Raw genomic sequence first — 19,064 nt, 5'->3', positions numbered from 1 at the left:
TTCTTATGAATACATCTGCCTCACCACAGCGTCCACGGTTGACGGTGCTGGTTGTCGAGGATGAGCCCACGCTCGCCACAGCCATCGCGCAGCGTTTGACTGCGGAAGGTTGGATTGCGCGCGTGGCCTCAGACGGCGCCAGCGCCGTGCAAGCCAGCACCACGCTCAAACCGGATCTGGTCATCATGGATGTCATGCTGCCGGTCATGGATGGGCTGGAAGCGACCAAGCGTATTGTGGCCATGCGTCCTGTGCCGGTGCTCATGTTGACGGCACGCGACGACGAGACCGACAAGATCATTGGTCTGGGCGCCGGTGCCGACGACTATATGACCAAGCCATTCTCGATGCGCGAGCTCGTGGCCCGGTGCAAGGCGCTGTTGCGTCGTGTGGAACGGGCAAAAGTCATTGCACAGAATTCGCAGAACGAAAAGATCCTCGATTACGGTTCACTGGTCATCGATCCGACTCAACGCGTGGTGACATTGAACGGTGAATCCGTGCATCTGACTCCTACTGAATTTGACTTATTGGTCACACTGGCCCGCAAGCCCAAATCCGTGTTGACACGCGAGCAATTGCTTGAAGAAGTCTGGGATTGGGTGGACGCATCAGGCACGCGTACCGTGGATTCCCACGTCAAGGCATTGCGCCATAAGCTCGGTTCATCCACCATCCGTACCGTGCATGGCGTCGGATACGCATTCGAACCCCCGGCGCAATGATGGCAGATCAACAGCAAGGCGAGATGGGGCGTTCGCTTCCGAAGCAACAGCATCGGAAAGAACGCCCCATCTCATTGTTCACTTCACTAAAAGTGGAAATGAGTGCAGTCATCCTCATTGCCACAATTCTTGCCTTCCTGATGGCATGGTACTTGTCTCATCTGGATATGAACGGTTGGACGGCATTGCCGTTGACAATCATTGTGACACTGATTTTCACGTACTCATTTACGAGCAGTCTGATCCAACCGCTCGTGGAAATGCGCGATGCCGCCAGAGCCATGGCTGATGGCGACTATACCGTGCGCGTGCAAACCTATGAACGCAGTCATGATGAAGTGTACGAATTGGCACATGCCTTCAACGATATGGCCGATGAACTCGAACACGCTGACCAAATGCGCCGTGACATGGTAGCCAATGTCAGCCACGAGTTGCGTACCCCAGTCGCAGCCCTGCAGGCCATGGTCGAGAATATGGCTGATGGTGTAGTCGAGGCTTCTCCTGCGAATCTCGAAAACATTCTTGGCCAGACACATCGCCTGAGCAATCTGATTTCCTTCCTGCTCGACTTAAGTCGTGTGGAGGCAGGCGCGGCCAGTTTGAATGTGGAAGAATTCAACCTTGCCGAATTCATTGACGATACCGTGTCGCCTTTGCAGCTTGCCGATGCAAGCCACGGGCATACGATTAAGATAGCGATTCCGGACGATATCACGATGGAAGGCGACCAGGACCGTTTGCGTCAATTGTTCACCAACATCATCGCCAACGCGCTCAAACACTCCGCTGATAATACAAGTATCCTTGTTGAAGCGCATGTGGATGAAGAGCACGACTTGGTAGTGGCCAATGTCATCAATTATGGATCGCAAATCCCGTCCGAGGTGCGCAACCAAATTTTCCGCCGGTTCGTCAAAGGCAATAGCGGACGTGGCACCGAATCCGGGGGCACTGGATTGGGGCTGTCGATTGCCCGCTGGGCCGCCATGCTGCATGACGGCAATGTGCAAGTCGTGGATGACGAACGTGGTGTTAATTTCGAAATCACACTCCCCCGTCACCCTCAGATTGTCGACTCAGAAGAAACCATGGAGTAGACTCTCATTGCATAGTTTCATCAATGAACGGCAAGCATCATCGATATCCATCGGATGCATGCCGTTCATTGTTATGCGCATGTATGCAAACAATGCCGCGTGAACACGCGCTGACGCGCCCCTGTGTCGTACTGTCGTATCAATCCAGTCAATCTCGCGGCGTGCGAGCCAATGCCAGGGTCGTCAATACCGGGATACCGGCATCATCGAGTGTTTGTACACATTGCCGCATCGTAGCGCCTGTGGTGATGATGTCGTCAATGATTACTGCCATGGTTTTCCTTGGCTCCAATGCTGATATGGCGGCAGGGTCAAACCGTATGGCTCCTGCCAAACGATCTATGCGGGAAGCCGCTGAAGCGGTTTGTACGGCTTTGCGCCGCTGCCTGCGCATGGTTAACGCACGCGCATACTGTGACGTCACACCGTGGCGTTGCAGATGGTCACTGACGCACATCGCCAAAGGTTCCAAGTGGCGCCGTCCACGGGCATGCACCGAGCTCGGGGATGATGGTGCAGGCACCACGAGCAGTTGCTGACATTGGGCGTATTGGACAAGACCGTGCAGCCGCAACGTGTCAACAAGACGCACCATCACATAGGCCAGTGGCATATCGCATTCCTGATCGCCGTGGTCTTTCCATTGCAATATGGCCTGGCGCACCACACCGTGGTATGGTGCGGCAGCCGCACCATAGCCGGCCAAGGTGCCTGGCATGTCGAGCTCCACGGTATGACTGAACGCCTGCGTGCATGCCTTGCACAAGATCTCATCGGGCATGTCGCAGCCCGCGCAACCGCGAGGCGCCATAAGGTCACGCAGCAGCACCCCTGTCGCTGCCAAACGACGCCTGAGTTTCACTGGGCCCCGTTCGGCCGGCACGCATGATGCTGATACCACTCGATATAAGAGCGACATAACGCCAAGGTGTCTTCGGGTCCGCGCACGCGTATGGCTGTGGTACCAGCCTGAGCTGCCGGATAATCATTGCCATCGGGATCCATGCGGTCGCCAACGTACATGATGTGTGCCACGTCAACTCCCAACGCGTCAGCCAAAGCATGCACGGCATACGCTTTATCAACGCCTTTGTCTGACACATCGACACTCGTCGACCCTCCGGAACGCACTTGCAGATGTGGCACATCGCGTTGCACACGGCGTGCCAACTCGTTTTTCAACTCATTTGTGGGGTCCCATTGTTCTTTCAGGTCCACAGGCGCCTGCTGGCCCAGTGCGGAAAAGGTAATCTGGCTGCCGCGGTCCTCCAACACAGGCCCATATGAGTGCTCCGGCCATATGCCTAGCGCCTGGGCATGCCGCTGCAAGGATTCCATCGCGGCGGCACGGTCTTCCGATTTGAGATTATGCTCATATATCTGTTGCCAGTCATCGCCGTTCCAACGGTAATACCGTGTGCCCGTGGTCGGCATGAGATGCATCCGCGTGCGGTCTGCCTGTTCGCTGAGCACATCGATGATTTGGCTGCGCACGAGTGACATTGCTCCACCCGATACAATGGCCACGGGCAGCATCGTGGTCAATGTGCTCAATGCTTGCGCCATGGGTTCCAACATCGGTTTTTTCGACCGTGCAAGCGTGCCATCAAGGTCAAACGCCGCAATCGCGATATTAGGAAATATGCGAGTGGCATCCACATCGTCCCAATACGGTACTGGTTGTTCAGGCATAAGTCATCCCCCTGGCGGCGAATACATGGCAATACTGCGTGCCATCGTAACCCATGACGCTCGTAAAGTCATCTGGTGGCGAGCGCAGGCACCGCTTTACGACTACAGTAGAGGTTCATGTATGTACCTCCATGGGAAACTCGAGTGTATCGCAACCGTCATGGGCGTGGCATGCGCACGCCGATGTTTGGCACGCGTTTGCCACGTTATCGCACGCGTTCAGGCTTGTTTGATGATTTGACTGCCGCGCAGTTGCGTCGTTTGTCTCAGGCTTGGCCGGATTTGATCAAGCCGGTCCAGTTTGCGATTGAGGATGTCTCCCCTAGTGATCCGGCGCCATGGGAGGCTCATCCGTGTATGACGTCGCAGTCGTTTGCTGCCATGCATGGCAATCCTGCGCGTGTGGTGTTGTATCGTTTGCCGATACAAATGCATTGTCGTTCTCAATTAGATTTGCAGCTTGCGATCCGTGATGAGCTCGTGATGCGTGTGGCTGAATTGTATGGTCGCAATCCGGAAGATATCGATCATAATTGGGGCATGTAACGGATGCTTCTTTCCATGACAAACGCCTATGCGATTTTTGGTCGTATAGGCGTTTGTTGTGGTTGTTGCAGTTGGCACGCGTGTGCCGGCTGTGTTATTCGATGATGCTTTGGTTGCGTGCGGCGTTCATGGTTTGTTGCGGTACATGCAACGCTGTGGCGGGCAGGAATGCGATGCCTTGCAAATCGGCGTGTTGCACTTGTGTGTTGGTCAGGGCCGCTCCCCATGCAATATGGGCGTCGGCTTGACGTACGAGTACTGCCACCACGTCGTCTCCAAGCTCGGATGCTTTGAATGTGGCTGCGCTGTTGCCGTCCAGGGACACGGTGTATGAGCCGATGATTGCGCCTGCGGCATCCATGCCTTCAAAGCGTATGGTTGCCAATTGCGAGTCGGTGTTGGCGACTGCGATGTTGGCTGTGACGTCGGCTGGCAGCGCCACAGCGGATTGCGCCATCGGTGTGCGGCCGTTGACGAGTGCGAAGTCGGTTTGTCCGTCGTGGTCGGCGCTGTTGACGCGGGCTGCGATCACGAAGTCGACATCGCTGGTGGCGCTGATGCCGATGACATGTTGCGGCACATCATCTGGCGTCCAGACCACAGGTTTGCCTTCACTTAGGTTGAGTGTATGCATGGCGACGAGTCCGTGGGTGGTGATCCATGACAGTTTGACGCTTCCGGCATGTGATGAGCGTGCAATGAGGTCTATGGATGTTGCGCTGTTGGTCCATGGTATGGTCGCGGTCGTGGCCGCTGTGTCGAGTGGCATGGCGAAATCGGAGCCTTTGGGGGTCAATCCGTCCATGTCAATCATGCGGATTGTGCAGGCCACGGCTGTGTCGGAGCTGATCACGTCAACCCAGAGTGCATCTTGGTTGGCAGCTGCGGCTGAAAGGTTCATGGTCGTGGTGCCACCGGCTTGTACGGTCAGGGTGCTGTTGGTCGCTGATGCCATGCGTCCTGATTGCGCACCCCAGAGTTGTACAGTGACGGTTGTCGGTTGGTCGGTGGGGTTGGATATGACGAGTTGGTTGGTGTGACCTGTGGCGGTGGATGGCACGAGGAATGTTTGTTCGAGTGCCGTGTTCACGCAGCTTGCCGCAGATACGCCGCGCAAATCACCGGTGGTGGCGTAGGACGCCAGGGCGCCGGCCGCACCCGTGCCTGCTTTGGCGGACAACAATCGTGTTTCAAAGATGGTGGGCGTGGTTTGTTGGTCCGCTGACGCACTGACCATGACGTCACCATTGTTGGATTGCCCGGTCAACACGGTGGCGTCGGCGTCTTGATGTGGTCCCAATGCTTGCACTTGGGAGTGGAATACGGAGCCGAAGGCTGCGTATCGTGTCCGGGATGTCAGGTTGCCTGCGCTGGATTGGAATTCGGTGTCGCCATATGAGCCCGTGTCGGCCAGTTGCATTTGGGCTGGGCAGACGGCTTGGATGCGCCGGGCACTGGTCTGTTCACTGACCCAGGATGAGGTGCGTGGAGCATGGTCGATGACGCCATTGTTTGTGGGAATCATCGTCAACGCGAAAATAATGCCGCCCACAAGCACGGTTGACGCGATAATGGATACGGTTTTAAGCCCGCTGGTCGTGTTGGCGTCTCGTTCTGATGACTCTATGGTTTTGGGTTTCATGCGTTGTCCTCCATACCGTTCCTACGACGGGGAATGGCTACGACGATATACAGTGCCACTATGATGCCCAGACACCACAGCCATGCTATGCGCCATGCGCTTGATTGTGTGCGCTGCTGCCATGCCGTGTCCACGCCATGCGTGGCGTCACCGAGTGAGGCCAGCCGGAAATACGTGCCTTCATCATTGTCGACGACGCTTTTCGCTTCACCCGATGAGGTGATGTTGGATACCAACTGTTCCGTGGCTTCACCGCTGATCGGAGCGCCTCCGGTGCGAGCCACATACAGGCCGCCGAATCCCATGGATGACAATTCTTGCAGTGCGTCCTCATCAGCATTGGCCAACAGGTTGGCACTCAACTGTGCAATACGGTCTTCATCGGCGGTTGGCTGCTCACCGAACGCTTCACGAACCCGGTAAGCGGCGGACGCGTCGATCAGATCACCACGGCTCGTATGCATCACGGCGTACTCAACAGAAGTCATAGTCCTGGCAGCCAAAGCCAGCACACGACGGTCGGAAGAGTCGGACAGATAGTCTTGAGCCACCATCGGCAAACCTTGGCTTGACAATCCGATACCGGCTGTCTGGGCGCGGTCGACACCCGCATAACCCATGACAGCCATAGCGAGCACCATGATCAGTGAGATGACCGTTTTCACGGCCGTTGCACCGGCGGAATGTGCGGACTTGCCGTCAGCGATTTCCTTGAATACGGGAATGGACGGACCGGCCATCATGGCCACGGCTGTCAATACGCCGCAGCCGACCAAAGCCATGCCCGGCAGTACCGATCCTGTGGCCACACCCGACGTGGTCACGCCAACCACCACACTTGCTGAAGTGATCGACAACAGCACGCCGCACACGATGACGGTCCACAGGATGCGGCTGGGACGGAAGATGGACGGCCGCACGAGCGTCAGTACCGCAATGAATGCCAATACCATGAACATGGCGATCAGAATGACGCCGGCAATGGCGGACCACGATTGCCCAGCGGCGAGCGGTGACGACGGCAGTCCGAACGCACGCATCACCACCTCTTGGGCACTCGGCGCGGATGACCTGCCCAACGAAGTGGCGTCGGGCATCATCATGTCGCCAAACAGCTGACGCCACAGCCCCAAGTCGGCGTACCGAATCGCATTGATCAGCGTGGGAGCCACGGCGAACGCGGCCGGGAACGGAATCAGCACCAGCATGACGCGCGAACGACGCACAAACAACAGGAACGCCATAAAAATCACAATCAACGCCAGCAGTAACTGCGGTTCGGCACACACGGCGACCATGAACAGCAACGCCGACAACGCGGCACACTGCACGCTTGCACGCGCATTGACCGGCTGTTCAGTGCGATACATGCCCACTGCTTTGAACGTCAACGCGAACGCGGCGGGCAACACCATGAACACCGTCAACATCACCAGATTGGCTTGAGCGAACAATCCCAGCGCCAACGCTAGGCCGAACCACAGCAGGGACGAGAGTGTGCGCACGATGTCCGAGCGTGTCACGACACCCGCGAGCGCCCAGAACGACATGACCATGACGGGAGCTGCGAGGAACAATATCAGTGACAACGCGGCGGCAACATGGCCGCCGGTGAACAGTGAGCACACCATCAGCACGAGCAGCCATGGCATCGGCGGGGCCGGCACACCCGTTCCCAAGCCGAATACCCACGGTGTGGTTGCAGCGTCCACCAATTGGCTGAACGTGGCTCCCGTGGGCAGCAGCGTGTTGGAAAACAGGGACGCGTCGGACCATGCCGCGCGGAAAATGGGCCAATACAAGGCCACAATCATCACGAAACTCAGTGCGGCGGCCACGAGCGCGATGGTCCAGCGGCGGATGGCGCGCGTGCGTAAATGCTGGACGACGAGCGGGCTTAATGTGCTGGCGTTGCGCTGATTGTCGAACGCGACCATACGTGTTTTCCACTGTCGCAGTTGGGCATGGTTGGCGCTGACGGGTTGCAATGCGCTGGCGGGAACTTTGGTTTGCCGTGTGATATGCCGGCGTGCCGTGCATGCGCCCGGAATGCCGATGATGGCCAGCCATGGCATCAGCAGATGGCAGCATGCCCGGTAAGGCCTCTTGCGGAACAACGCGCGGACGGCGAAGAACAGTGATGCGCACAGCACTCCGAGCCACGCGAATGGCCACAGCCAGATTCTCAGGTCGGTAAACCAGTATTTTTGTTGGCTTGACAACACGTGCAAGCTCGGGTCGACGGCGTCCATTGTGGTCAGTGGGCGCCCGTCTTGGGTACGTACTCCTTCAAAACGGCTGCGGCGGTGCGCGATGCGCGCCTGCGGCACGACGACGACTCGTTTGCCGCCCAGGCACAGGCGCCGGCATAGGTCGTCACCTTCACGGTATGTGGTGAACCACGGGTCGATACCGTGAGCGTCTTGCAGGGTTTGTGGCGGGATGAACGCTCCGGCCAGTGACACGGTGAACACGTCGCTGCGGCCGTCATATTGTTCCTGGTCAGGTTCGCCATCCACAACGAGCGAGCGTACCGCATGATGCGCGGCGTAGGCGCCGACGTTATACAAGCGTGTGGCATCCCAGTCCATTTGTTTGGCACCCAGGATGGCAGCTGTGGGCGTGTAGGCCCATGCTTCCAGCAAGTGTTCGAGACATTGGTCGTCGGCGGGACGTGAGTCGTCGTGCAGCAACCATAATGCGGTGCGCGCCGGATTGGTGGACGAGTTGCGGATGGCCTTGGTGACGGCATCGCCAAACGAGTGTGCGCGGCTGACGGGAACGATTTCAATGTTGATCGGTACGCTCTGCGGGTATTCGGTCAACGCTCCTTCGCCTATGGGTGTGACGTCGAACGTGAGTTGGCGGCCTTGCGTGGTTTGTCCGGAGCAGTCGGCGATGATGATGCTGGCGGGCAATACCGTTTGGCTGAATACGGCTTCCACAGTGTAGGGAAGGAAGCGCATGTCGCGTTCCACGGTGATTACGGCACTGACGTTGTCTTCAACGCGGTTGCAATGCGCGAATGTTTTGGACGCCAGGGCGGTACCGATGATCTGCTGGATTTCGGTGGTTCCGGAGGAAGTCATAGCTTCCAGTGTACGCAACGGGTTCACTAGACGTTCACAGGCGCGTGCGCATGCGTCTTGTTCGGACCTGGCAGCGGGATTGGGAAGGTGTGCGCAAGCGGCTTGCGGGAGCGGCTTGCGGGAGCGGACTGTGGAGGATTGTCAGTACTGTGCAGGTGACGGCATGGTGTGGTGCAGTTGTGCATAAAAAGTAAACGTTACGCGATTTTACGGGTTTTTCAGATGAGCGGCCTATAATCGCAACCATTGTGAGGCGCAACGCCATACGAGAAGGATGACGGAAGACTCCCGGCCTCATCCTCGGCATGTTGACGTGCTTGGCATCAGACATGGCCGCAACCATGGAGAAAGGTAGGGACGTGGCTGCCCATAGCAACAAGAACAACGACAAGCTGCCCAATATCGTCAGCTCGGCGAGCAAACCTCCCCGACATTCGGGGCCATATGCGGCAAGCCACCATATTCGCAAGATTGTGGCGTGCGCGCTCGTGGCTGTCTTGATGTTCGTGGGCACAGCTGCGGCGTTGGTATGGGTGAATCTGGATTCGGCGATCCAAGACGGCAAATTGAATTTTTTGCCGCAAAATGGTGAGTCGGAAGAAATTCTTGATCCCAACGCGGGCAAGCCCATCACGTTCCTGCTGATTGGACAGGATACGCGTGACGGCAACAACAAGGCGCTTTCGGGAGGAACGGCCGACGAGGAAGGCATTCATAATTCCGACACGGCCATGGTCGTGCAAATCAGCGCCCGACGCGATTACGTGAACATCGTGTCGATCCCGCGCGATTCCCTGGTGGATGTGCCCAGTTGCCATACGTCGAAGGGCACGATTCCGGCCCAATACGGCGTGATGTTCAATTCGGTGTTTTCCACGGCGTATCGTGAAGGCGGCAATCTTGCATCGGCTGCCAGCTGCACGGTCAACGCGGTCAATTCGTTAACAGGATTGCACATCCATAATTTCGTGGTGGTTGATTTCCAAGGCCTGTTCGACATGATCGACGCCATTGGCGGTGTGGACGTGTGTGTGCCGGTCGACACGAAAGACACGTATACCGAACTCGACCTGAAGAAAGGTTGGCGTCATTTGGACGGCTTGCAAGCCACCGAATACGCACGTATGCGCCATGGCACGGGCACCGACGGTTCGGATATCATGCGCACAACCCGTCAGCAGTATCTGATCAAGTCGCTGTTCAAGGAAGTCACGAAGAAGAACCTGCTCACGCAGAGCAACGAGCTATACCAGTTGGCGATGACGGCGATCCGTTCGCTCAACTTCTCAAGCGGCATGGCGCGCACGAGCTCGCTGATCGGTCTGGCATGGAGTTTGCGTGACTTGCAGATCGACCACATCTATTCGCAAACCATTCCCGTGGTCGCCGCCCCGTACAATCCCAACCGCGTGGTGTGGGCTGAACCGGCCGCTGACGACGTGTGGAAGAAGTTCCGCAACGACGAACCGCTGTTCGGCACCGTCCAGAAGGATGATTCGAAGAGCGATGACTCGAACAACAGTACTTCCTCGCCATCGCCGTCCGACACACCATCGACCGGCGATACGCCGGACGCTACCGATGCTCCCGACTTGTCCGATGATGGCTCGCCATCGGCCGAACCATCCCCGACCGGCACGTTGGATCAGGTCAGCGGTCTGCTCATCATGCCCGACGGCACGATGGTCGATCCGGACACGAACGGCATTGTCGATCCCGAAACGGCCGCCATCCGCGACCCTGAAACCAACCAATATGTGGGATTGGCCAACAAGTATTTGGACAACGTGATTTGCGGCGTGCCCACTGAAGGCAAGACTGAAAGCAAACAGTAGCGTTCACGCCTGGGGTACACAACCCGCCCCTTGATTCGGCGAATCCCGCCGCCCTGACGGTTCGGGGGGATTCGTTCATATTCCGCGCGTACATACCCCGGCCTAATGACGCGAGCACCGTCTACGATTTGTATGGCTTGTGCACAGATACACCGCGGCACCACCACCAATTTGGCCGCCCGTAGTACAACGGTTGTATCTCGTTTTATTTCAGACGGTATCCAGACGGTATCCATAGGTTGAGGAGGACACCAGTATGAGTGCACGATCCACCGGATCCGATTCGTTCGACGCCAACGACGCCCTGCCTCCCAGTTTCGCACCCTCGTCCGGCGCCGCATCCGGCACGCCGTCCCGCACTCCATCCGTTCCCACATCCTCGGCTGGCCATACGCACAGGGCTTCCGCGGGCGCTCCCCCAAGCTTCACGCCTGCCAACGCACGCCGGTCCCCCTCCAACGCTCCAGGCAACAGTTCCTCCACCAGCTGCGCAGCCCACGGTTCCGCAGCCCATACCGAAGCGCATTCCTCTGCGGCCGCGCCTTCCCCACGCGATGCGATGCCGCAGTCGTTCCAGCCCGGATCCAACCGTCCGTCACGACGCAGCACTTCGGTCAACCGTGTACCGTCCAACGACGCATCACAGGGCACGCGCAACGATCATTCCAGTGCACGGTCACATGACCATTCACGTCGTCAGGCCGCACCGTCAGGCGCTTCATCAACGCCACGTTCACCAGGCTCCTCCAGTCCTTCCGACTCGTCCAGTGTGACGCGACCGCGCCGACGCCATAGCGTGCGCCGCATTGTCGCGAGCATCATTGTGGTGTTGCTCGCCGCCGTGGCGTTGCTCACGTTCGGTACGTATTCGTGGGTCGACCATAATTTGAACCGCCAGCCTTGGACTTCCGACATGGACAAAGGGTCGGCGACGACATGGCTCATTTTGGGTTCAGACGAACGTGACGGCACGACGCCCGACAGTAATGAGGGTTCACGCACCGATACGATGCTCGTGCTCATCAAACCCAAGAGCGGTCCGAGCGCGCTGATTTCGATTCCTCGCGACACACTCGTATCGATTGACGGATCGTATATGAAGATCAACGCCGTTTACGACGTGTACGGCAGACAACAGTTGGTGCACGAGGTTGAGGACATCACGGGATTGCGTGTGGACCATGTGGCCATGCTGTCGTTCGGTGGTCTCGTCAAGGTCATCGACGCGCTTGGCGGTGTCGAATTGTGTTACGACCAGGATGTCAACGATGAAAAATCAGGCATGAACTGGGTTGCAGGCTGCCATCTGACCGATGGTATCAACGCGCTCGCGTTCTCACGTATGCGCTATTCGGATCCGAACAGTGATTTCGGCCGCGCCGACCGGCAACGGCAGGTCATCAACGCGATCACGAAGAAAGCCGCGTCCACATCAACGCTGCTCAATCCCGCCAAAGTGAAGAAGGTTGGTGACGCCGCGTTGGATTCCGTCACCGTGGATGAAGATACGTCCCCGTTTACGCTGCTGCAGATGCTGCTCGCGTTCAAGTCCGCTTCGTCACCGCAAGGCATTTCAGGCACTCCATATTGGACGGATCCTGGTTACTATGTGGACGGCGTGGGTTCGTCCGTGCTGCTCGACAACGCACGCAACCGCGAGCTGTTCAAACAACTTGGTGACGGCACGCACGCTGCCGGCAAGGTCGGCACGCTGGCTGAACAACAGTGATCACTTGCGTTCTAACGGTACGATTACGCCAATCAGGCCCGCTCGCCACCCGTTACGTCGCGTTCGCCGCACTGTTGACTGATGGTGTATTTCCGCACAACACGACCATCGCTTGATACCTGCCACACATTTCGTCATGCTCAATGCATGGGCTGGTTACGACACCCGCGCAGGATGCGCACCAAGACGACGAGACCGTCGACTTCCACTGATGCCGCAGGCCGCACTTCAACGGCTGCTGAGGCTGCGGCTTCACATCGCCATGCCGTTTTGCGGCGTGTGGCCATGGGCGCGCCCATGCTCGCGCAGTGCGTGTTGTGCGTGGCCATGATTGTGCAGCGGCAATGGTTGTTCGCCATGATGGTCGGATCAGGATGCATTGGCAGTTTGGCCACCATGCTTGGTGCGATGGCAGGTCCGCGTGCCCCAGGGCGCGACAATGCCGGCGGCTCGTATACGACGCTGAATGATATGCAGTCGCCAGCCGATACCGAGGCCATGTGCGCCTTGTTGCGCGACACTACAGTGCCCGCTTTGGAAACACTGTGCGGTATTACCGATGACATGTTGCCATGGCAGCGCATTAGTACCATGTGGCAGCGGCAAGGCGAGCGCGCGCAATCCCTGAATGTTCCCGTTGGTGTCACTACCGGTGGCGTGACATACCTAGATCTCGTCAATCATGGTCCCCATGCCATTGTGGCCGGCACGACCGGATCGGGAAAATCAGTATTGTTGCGTTCCTGGTGCATGTCCATGGCCTTGCACCACAGTCCCGAAGCGTTGCAATTCGTATTCCTTGATTTCAAAGGAGGATCCTCACTCGACGGCCTCAGGGCATTGCCGCATGCGCGAGGATGCGTGTCGGACCTTGACCTTAACCATGCCACACGCGCGTTGCAAGCCATGGAGCATGAACTGCGGCGGCGCGAACAGCTTGCGGCCACCTATGGCGTGGCTGATTTGCGCCTTGCTCCCCACCCCGTGGCGCGTCTCGTGATTATTGTCGACGAGTTCCATGCCTTGCATGCGTTTCTGCCCGACTATGTGGAACGCTTGGTGCGCGTTGCTTCGTTGGGTCGTTCCTTATGCATGCATGTGGTGGCTTGTACGCAAAACCCGATGGCACAAATCAGCACCTCAATGAAAGCGAACATGGGATTGCGCATCTGCCTGCGCGTGCAAGACAGCTTGCAGTCGCATGAATTGCTCGGCACCGACGCCGCAGCCAAACTGCCGGCCGACCTGCCCGGCTGCGCATTGGCCACGGCCACAGGTGCCCAACCGTTCCGCGTGTCCAATAGCGACCATACGCAACGGCTGCTTGCCCATATCAGTTTTGCCGCCCGGTTCATGCATATGCCACATGCGGCACCATTGTTCACACCACCATTGCCAACCCAGGTTGATGCGGATGCCATGCAGCCCTATCTGGCTGACATCGGCCATATTGCCAACGATTTGACGGCCATACCGTTAGGCCTAGCTGATGACGGTGTCACCTACCATGCGGCCACCGTCAATCTGCAAGCCGGCAATGTTGCGATCATCGGCGCATCAGGACGTGGCAAAACCACCGTGCTGACGGTACTGCGCCTGATGGTGCCCGACACGTGTGCATATGATCTGCGCTTTGTTGATGACGCTGACGCATTGCTCGATCCCATGGCCAGTGATGATGAAGCACTCGCGTTCCGATGCCGCCTCAATGACACACAGTGTCGTACCGTGTTCGCGGTTCGCTCGTCACGATGGGTGCATGTTCCGGAACATTGCGCCACGCGCATCATCTTCCCCACTGGTGAGCGTGGCATTGATCTGGCCGATGGTGTGCCAGCAGCGTTGTCGGCCCAGCTTGATGCCGAAGCGCTAGCTACTGCGGGTCGTGCCGTCCTCGTGCATCAGGGAACTGCCGTGCTGGTGCAATGTGCAATACTGAACCAATGATTGCAGGCTTAACTGCGGCATCCGGATGATGAGATATTGACCGTGGTTATATCACATGGTGACGCATGAGACCCCCGAACTTCATGAAATCTGCGCCATTTCTTCAAAATGTCTTGAAATCGGCATGGTTTGGCCGTAGCATGAGTCTCGGTCGGCTAAACGTTCCAAGGCGGTTGGGATTACATCGCCCATAGAAGAAAGATGGATTCACTCATGAGCAGTGCATTCGATTGGCGTTCCAAGGCTGCATGCCGCGACAAGGACCCGGAGTTGTTCTTCCCGGTTGGCAATACGGGTGCGGCGTATCAGCAAATTGAAGAAGCCAAGGCTGTATGCCGAACGTGCAAGGTCATGGACGCATGCCTGCGTTGCGCCCTTGATACGAATCAGGATTATGGCGTCTGGGGCGGATTGAGCGAGGATGAACGTCGCGCATTGAAGCGTCGCGCCATGCGCGCCCGTCGCTCACAGTCCCTGCAAATGCAAGGCTGAGCCGTCATTGGCCCTCATGCGGTTAGCATGAGGGCGCCAGCTGATTCCATAGTTTGACCCCGGTATCGTAAGTATCACTTAGGATGCCGGGGTCTAATCGTATGCCGGTATGCGTGGGATGTTATGCGGCACGCAATTTCATCTTGAGAATGACACGTGTGCCGCCTTCTTCACGAGGCTGCCAATCCACAGTGCCGCCAAAATCATTCGTGACGAACGTATTGATGATTTGGGTGCCCAATCCCGAACCTGACGAACGGGCCATGCCACCATGTTCCTCATGGTCAATGCCAATACCATCGTCTTCGACCACGACGTTCAGTATTTTGCCTTCGCGCGAGACCGTGATTGTGATATGCCCTTCTTTACGGCCTTCATATCCATGTTCCACGGCATTCGTAATCAACTCGGTCAACACGAGCGACAATGGTGTGGCGTCTTGTGCCGGCATCATGCCGAAACTGCCCACGAAATCAATGCCGATATGCTGGTCATTCATCGAAGCCAAATCCACGCTCATGCGCAGCAGATTCGTGATGACTTTGTCGAAATCCACAATCTCATCGGCTGTTTGGCTCAATCCCTCATGCACCATGGCGATGGTTTGCACGCGGCGCTGCGCCTCCCCCAACTGTTTCTTGACTTCATCGTTTGTAGTCTTGCGCGCCTGCAAGCGCAACAACGCTGATACGGCTTGCAAATTGTTTTTGACGCGATGGTGAATCTCGGAGATTGTCGCATTTTTGGTTTGCAATTTGACTTCGCGACGGCGCAGCTCGGTCACATCACGGCACAGCACGACTGCCCCGGCACGACCTTGGTCATCCATCAACGGCAATGACCGGATTGACACTGATGAACGGTTCGTTGACAAATCGGAATCAATCGGCGCTTTGCCAGACAACACGAGTGGCAGCGTTTCGGGTACGGGATCGTTTTCCTTGAGCAGGTTCGTGCCGATTTCACTTAAATATTGGCCTTGCATGGTGCCGTTCATGCCTAAACGGCGAAAACAGCTGACCGCGTTAGGTGACGCATAACGCACAATGCCTTCATACGTCAAAATAATGAAGCCGTCCGCCACGCGCGCATTATGGCGCTGGTTCATGATCGAATCATGGTATGGGAATTGTCCACGCGGAATCATCTCATACAGTTGTTTGCCCGCGTTGATACTTTCCGACTCATAGCGCCCGTTGTATTCACGAGTGGCCATATTCGTCTCACGAATCACAAATCCCAGGAGCTTGCCCTGATGGCGGATTGGCGCATACACGTTGCATACGGTGGCGCGTCCGAGCGTGCGCAACGATTTGGAGCGGTATACACCTTCGCAGACTGAGGCTTCCTGGATTTCTTGCAAATAGTCGTCGTCTAGTACAGTGCCCACCACATCCTCGGCACGTAAACTCATGACGGTGGGGGGACGGCATTGTTCCGCCACCACATAGGCGCCATCGGTACGTTGAATCACGAGCAGCAAATCAGCGAAACTCAGGTCGGCGATGACCTGCCAGTCGGCTACCAGATGATGTAGTGTCTCCTTGTCGGACGAATCGAAATCGGGGCGGTTGTTCAAACTTTCAGAAAATACAGCCATGTCGCATATTGTACGACGTTATCGAGGGACGGCATGCAGGCATGTGGGCATTGCTTCGCTGTCGTTTCGCGCTGCGATAAGTGGGAGTTGGTGTCACTAAGTTACGCTATCGTAGCCTACGTTAACGTAAGTTGATCAGTGGGGTGACATGACACAGTTCAGTGAACAAGATATCGCGCAACGTCGCGCACGTGCATTGGCCGCCCACGAGGATGCCATCAGGGCTCGCGAACGGGCATTGCAAGCCAAAGCCGAGACAGTGCGTGTCAAAGCTCAAGCCAAGGCCACGCGCATTCGCAGCAAGGCCGAAGCCAAAGCATTGGCCGCTATCGCCAAAGGCGAGGTCAAAGCCAACAAGATCGAAGGCATCGCGCCACAGGAAGTGGAGCGCAAGATCCGTTTGGATGTGCATGGTCGCCCCAAACCGTTGATGCGCGGCTGGTTCCATGCCATCACGGCCCCATTGGCCCTGGCAGCCGGCATTGTGCTGATTTGCATCGCACCCACCACCGGACTCAAATGGGCTTGCGCCGTGTTCATGACGGCATCATTGATTCTGTTTACCAATTCAGCGTTCTACCATGTGGGCGACTGGTCACCGCGCACTACCGACGTATTACGTCGCATCGACCACATGAACATATTCTTGCTGATCGCGGGCACCTATACACCCGTGTCGTTCGCGTTGGACGATTTCTGGCGCAATACGATCATCATCGGCATGTGGAGCTGCACGTTCATCGCATTGGTCATCCATGTCATCTGGATTACGGCGCCACGGTGGCTCTACACGGCGGTCTATGTGGTGTTTGGCATATCAGGCGTCGCGTTCATGGGATTGTTCTGGCGTTCTCCCGCAGCTGGACCCACCGTGGTGATTCTGATTGTGGCTGGCGGCTTATGTTATATCGCGGGCGCCATCGTCTATGCGTTGCGCAAACCGGACCCGTGGCCCAAAGTGTTCGGATTCCATGAAATTTTCCATTTGGGCACTGTAGCCGGTTACGCATGCCATACCGTTGCAATCTATATGGTGATTGTACAAATCGCTCATTTGCATGGCATCTAACACATACCGGTGAGGGGATGGCTAGCCGCCATCCCCTCACCGGTTAATCCAGCCATTTACCATCGATACCGCCGCACATACGCTGCGGTACTATAGGCCATCAGCAAGCCCATCATCATGAAGGCCAATCCTATAATCATCGGATTCCTGTTTGGCACGCCACCTGTTTGTGGCAATGGGCCCATCATACGGTTCGTAATGGTTATGGCATTGTTTACTGTTGCGGTCAACTGTCCCTGACCGTTATCCGTTAGGGTTACAGTGATTTCATAATCAGCTGTGTCATACACGATGAACGGATTGCCACCGTCCTTCTCACGGATGATATACGTGTGCTTCCCGGGACTGGTGTACTCGATTGTGGTGAATTGCACGTTGCCGTCGGCATCATTGGAAGTAGCTGCAATGGCAGAACCATTCTCCAGCAATTCGAATTCGAACTGTCTCGCCGTCAACGTTCCGTTGATGAACTCTTTATGGGCTGTAGGCGTCCATGATCCACTCGTGTGGTATTCATTCGTGACCAAAGCCTCATGACGTCCATCGGCCGCAATAATGCCATCAACATGCTCAGCACTACGCTGCGTATACCAAGTTGGCATGACGCTCGTGTTTTGGCGAATACTGTAGCTCGCACCTGCGGGCACATTGGACATGGTTACCACATCGTCCTTGTGCAATGTCACTGTGGCTTTGCCATCAACAAATACGACACCGTCAGACGCACCGCCCGCCCGCGCCGCCTGCGAGCGCATCGACATCATGGCACGTTGAGTGGAAACCGCTTCTTGACATCCTCCCCCGCCTGTAGAGGCGCGGGATTCCTTGGCCTCACGGCCGAGGATTTTCTGTTTCACTGACTACGCATGATGCACCGCAACGATTTCGTTGTTGTGGTGTTTGCGTCCGTCTCCGCAGACGTTCACCGCAAGCCCTGCGGCGAGGATGTTTTTGGCTGCGTTCACGTCCCTGTCATGGGTTGTGTGGCAGTACGGGCACGTCCATGCCCTGACGTTCAACGGCTTCTTGCCGTTGTTTTTACCGCAGTGGGAACAGATTTGGCTGGATGGGTACCAGCGGTCGATGACGATGAGCTGGCGCCCATACCACGCCGCCTTGTATTCAAGCATGGTACGGAACATGCGCCAGCCCGCGTCCGTGATACTACGGTCGAGTCCGCGTTTCGCTGCCCGACCGTTGGGAAGATACCGACCCGGATGGGCACGGCCTTCCTTCGGGGCGGCTTCGCGGCACATGTTCCGCACAGCCAGGTCTTCCAGCACCACCGTTTGGTTTTCACGGATGATGCGGGTTGACAGCTTGTGCAGGAAGTCCTTGCGCCGGTCGGCGCCCTGCGCCTGAATGCGGGCGACTTTCAGCCGGGCCTTCTCGTAGTTGCGACTTCCCTTCTGCTTGCGGGCCAGATTGCGCTGCGCTTTCCCCAGCCGTTTCGCGTTGCGCTTGCGGAAACGCGGGTTGGGGATTTTCTCGCCGTCCGAGAGCGCGGCAAACGAATCCACTCCCATGTCGACGCCGATTCGCGTGTCGGTCCTGGGTATCGGCTTGACGTGTTCCTCCACGAGGATGCCCACATGCCA

15 protein-coding genes are annotated in these 19,064 nt (G+C 57.1%); 8 read left to right on the top strand and 7 right to left on the bottom strand.

Annotation, left to right across the window (positions count from 1 at the left end; all coding sequences use genetic code 11):
- The first annotated feature begins 5 nt into the window (after positions 1 to 5).
- Positions 6 to 725, top strand: coding sequence for a response regulator transcription factor (locus BGLCM_RS07255; protein ID WP_044085257.1), 720 nt, complete (start codon positions 6 to 8; stop codon positions 723 to 725).
- Entirely contained in the window at positions 725 to 1,825 is a 1,101-nt protein-coding gene (locus BGLCM_RS07250) for a sensor histidine kinase (RefSeq protein WP_044085256.1), read from the top strand. Before BGLCM_RS07255 ends, BGLCM_RS07250 begins: the two co-directional genes overlap by 1 nt.
- A gap of 148 nt (positions 1,826 to 1,973) precedes the next feature.
- Here the strand turns inward: BGLCM_RS07250 and BGLCM_RS07245 are convergent, their stop codons facing one another.
- Together BGLCM_RS07245 and BGLCM_RS07240 are read right to left on the bottom strand one after the other, a co-directional pair.
- Positions 1,974 to 2,669 (bottom strand): ComF family protein, encoded by a 696-nt coding sequence (locus BGLCM_RS07245; RefSeq protein ID WP_148401567.1) that lies wholly within the window; start codon positions 2,667 to 2,669, stop codon positions 1,974 to 1,976.
- 14 nt (positions 2,670 to 2,683) lie between these two features.
- Positions 2,684 to 3,517, bottom strand: a complete 834-nt coding sequence (locus BGLCM_RS07240) for an HAD-IIB family hydrolase (RefSeq protein WP_006295826.1) — start codon at positions 3,515 to 3,517, stop codon at positions 2,684 to 2,686.
- Positions 3,518 to 3,634: 117 nt separating this feature from the next.
- Here BGLCM_RS07240 and BGLCM_RS07235 point away from each other — a divergent pair, with 117 nt between their 5' ends.
- Positions 3,635 to 4,063: a metallopeptidase family protein gene (locus BGLCM_RS07235; RefSeq protein WP_044085254.1), complete on the top strand. Its 429-nt coding sequence runs from the start codon at positions 3,635 to 3,637 to the stop codon at positions 4,061 to 4,063.
- A gap of 94 nt (positions 4,064 to 4,157) precedes the next feature.
- On the opposite strand, the gene BGLCM_RS07230 is transcribed toward BGLCM_RS07235, so the two are convergent.
- Positions 4,158 to 5,705 carry a DUF5719 family protein gene (locus BGLCM_RS07230; protein ID WP_006295824.1) on the bottom strand — a complete coding sequence of 516 codons (1,548 nt, stop codon included), beginning with the start codon at positions 5,703 to 5,705 and terminating at the stop codon, positions 4,158 to 4,160.
- The gene (locus tag BGLCM_RS07225) at positions 5,702 to 8,794 is read right to left on the bottom strand and encodes a glycosyltransferase family 2 protein (RefSeq protein WP_006295823.1); all 3,093 of its coding nucleotides are present in this window, start codon (positions 8,792 to 8,794) and stop codon (positions 5,702 to 5,704) included. The genes BGLCM_RS07230 and BGLCM_RS07225 overlap by 4 nt, the downstream gene beginning before the upstream one ends.
- A 359-nt stretch (positions 8,795 to 9,153) precedes the next feature.
- Here BGLCM_RS07225 and BGLCM_RS07220 point away from each other — a divergent pair, with 359 nt between their 5' ends.
- From BGLCM_RS07220 to BGLCM_RS07200, 4 genes are all read left to right on the top strand, one after another.
- On the top strand, positions 9,154 to 10,629 hold the full coding sequence (locus BGLCM_RS07220; protein ID WP_044085261.1) for an LCP family glycopolymer transferase: 1,476 nt from the start codon (positions 9,154 to 9,156) through the stop codon (positions 10,627 to 10,629).
- A gap of 256 nt (positions 10,630 to 10,885) precedes the next feature.
- Positions 10,886 to 12,358 carry an LCP family protein gene (locus tag BGLCM_RS08355; RefSeq protein ID WP_081450435.1) on the top strand — a complete coding sequence of 491 codons (1,473 nt, stop codon included), beginning with the start codon at positions 10,886 to 10,888 and terminating at the stop codon, positions 12,356 to 12,358.
- A 174-nt stretch (positions 12,359 to 12,532) separates the two neighbouring features.
- A complete protein-coding gene (locus BGLCM_RS07205; protein ID WP_052295144.1) occupies positions 12,533 to 14,305 on the top strand; it encodes an FtsK/SpoIIIE domain-containing protein in 1,773 nt (590 codons plus the stop codon).
- 213 nt (positions 14,306 to 14,518) lie between these two features.
- Positions 14,519 to 14,797 carry a WhiB family transcriptional regulator gene (locus BGLCM_RS07200; protein ID WP_044085260.1) on the top strand — a complete coding sequence of 93 codons (279 nt, stop codon included), beginning with the start codon at positions 14,519 to 14,521 and terminating at the stop codon, positions 14,795 to 14,797.
- Positions 14,798 to 14,918: 121 nt separating this feature from the next.
- Here BGLCM_RS07200 and BGLCM_RS07195 read toward each other — a convergent pair whose 3' ends face one another.
- Complete coding sequence (locus tag BGLCM_RS07195; protein WP_006295809.1) at positions 14,919 to 16,397, bottom strand: sensor histidine kinase; 1,479 nt, start codon at positions 16,395 to 16,397, stop codon at positions 14,919 to 14,921.
- Positions 16,398 to 16,545: 148 nt separating this feature from the next.
- Here BGLCM_RS07195 and trhA point away from each other — a divergent pair, with 148 nt between their 5' ends.
- Positions 16,546 to 17,466: a PAQR family membrane homeostasis protein TrhA gene (gene trhA / locus BGLCM_RS07190; RefSeq protein WP_006295807.1), complete on the top strand. Its 921-nt coding sequence runs from the start codon at positions 16,546 to 16,548 to the stop codon at positions 17,464 to 17,466.
- A gap of 56 nt (positions 17,467 to 17,522) precedes the next feature.
- On the opposite strand, the gene BGLCM_RS07185 is transcribed toward trhA, so the two are convergent.
- The gene (locus tag BGLCM_RS07185) at positions 17,523 to 18,323 is read right to left on the bottom strand and encodes a Spy0128 family protein (protein ID WP_148401566.1); all 801 of its coding nucleotides are present in this window, start codon (positions 18,321 to 18,323) and stop codon (positions 17,523 to 17,525) included.
- 3 nt (positions 18,324 to 18,326) lie between these two features.
- The coding region (locus BGLCM_RS07180) for an RNA-guided endonuclease TnpB family protein (protein WP_044085252.1) at positions 18,327 to 19,064 on the bottom strand (738 nt) is incomplete at its 5' end.

It is taken from the genome of Bifidobacterium gallicum DSM 20093 = LMG 11596 (assembly GCF_000741205.1).
Taxonomy (GTDB): Bacteria; Actinomycetota; Actinomycetes; order Actinomycetales; family Bifidobacteriaceae; genus Bifidobacterium; species Bifidobacterium gallicum.
This window is presented reverse-complemented; position numbering and strand designations above follow the sequence as displayed.

Coding starts and splice junctions, on each gene's coding strand:
- BGLCM_RS07255 (WP_044085257.1), top strand. CDS start 6: ATGAATACATCTGCCTCACCACAGCGTCCACGGTTGACGGTGCTGGTT.
- BGLCM_RS07250 (WP_044085256.1), top strand. CDS start 725: ATGGCAGATCAACAGCAAGGCGAGATGGGGCGTTCGCTTCCGAAGCAA.
- BGLCM_RS07240 (WP_006295826.1), bottom strand. CDS start 3,517: ATGCCTGAACAACCAGTACCGTATTGGGACGATGTGGATGCCACTCGC.
- BGLCM_RS07235 (WP_044085254.1), top strand. CDS start 3,635: ATGTATGTACCTCCATGGGAAACTCGAGTGTATCGCAACCGTCATGGG.
- BGLCM_RS07230 (WP_006295824.1), bottom strand. CDS start 5,705: ATGAAACCCAAAACCATAGAGTCATCAGAACGAGACGCCAACACGACC.
- BGLCM_RS07225 (WP_006295823.1), bottom strand. CDS start 8,794: ATGACTTCCTCCGGAACCACCGAAATCCAGCAGATCATCGGTACCGCC.
- BGLCM_RS08355 (WP_081450435.1), top strand. CDS start 10,886: ATGAGTGCACGATCCACCGGATCCGATTCGTTCGACGCCAACGACGCC.
- BGLCM_RS07205 (WP_052295144.1), top strand. CDS start 12,533: ATGCGCACCAAGACGACGAGACCGTCGACTTCCACTGATGCCGCAGGC.
- BGLCM_RS07200 (WP_044085260.1), top strand. CDS start 14,519: ATGAGCAGTGCATTCGATTGGCGTTCCAAGGCTGCATGCCGCGACAAG.
- BGLCM_RS07195 (WP_006295809.1), bottom strand. CDS start 16,397: ATGGCTGTATTTTCTGAAAGTTTGAACAACCGCCCCGATTTCGATTCG.
- trhA (WP_006295807.1), top strand. CDS start 16,546: ATGACACAGTTCAGTGAACAAGATATCGCGCAACGTCGCGCACGTGCA.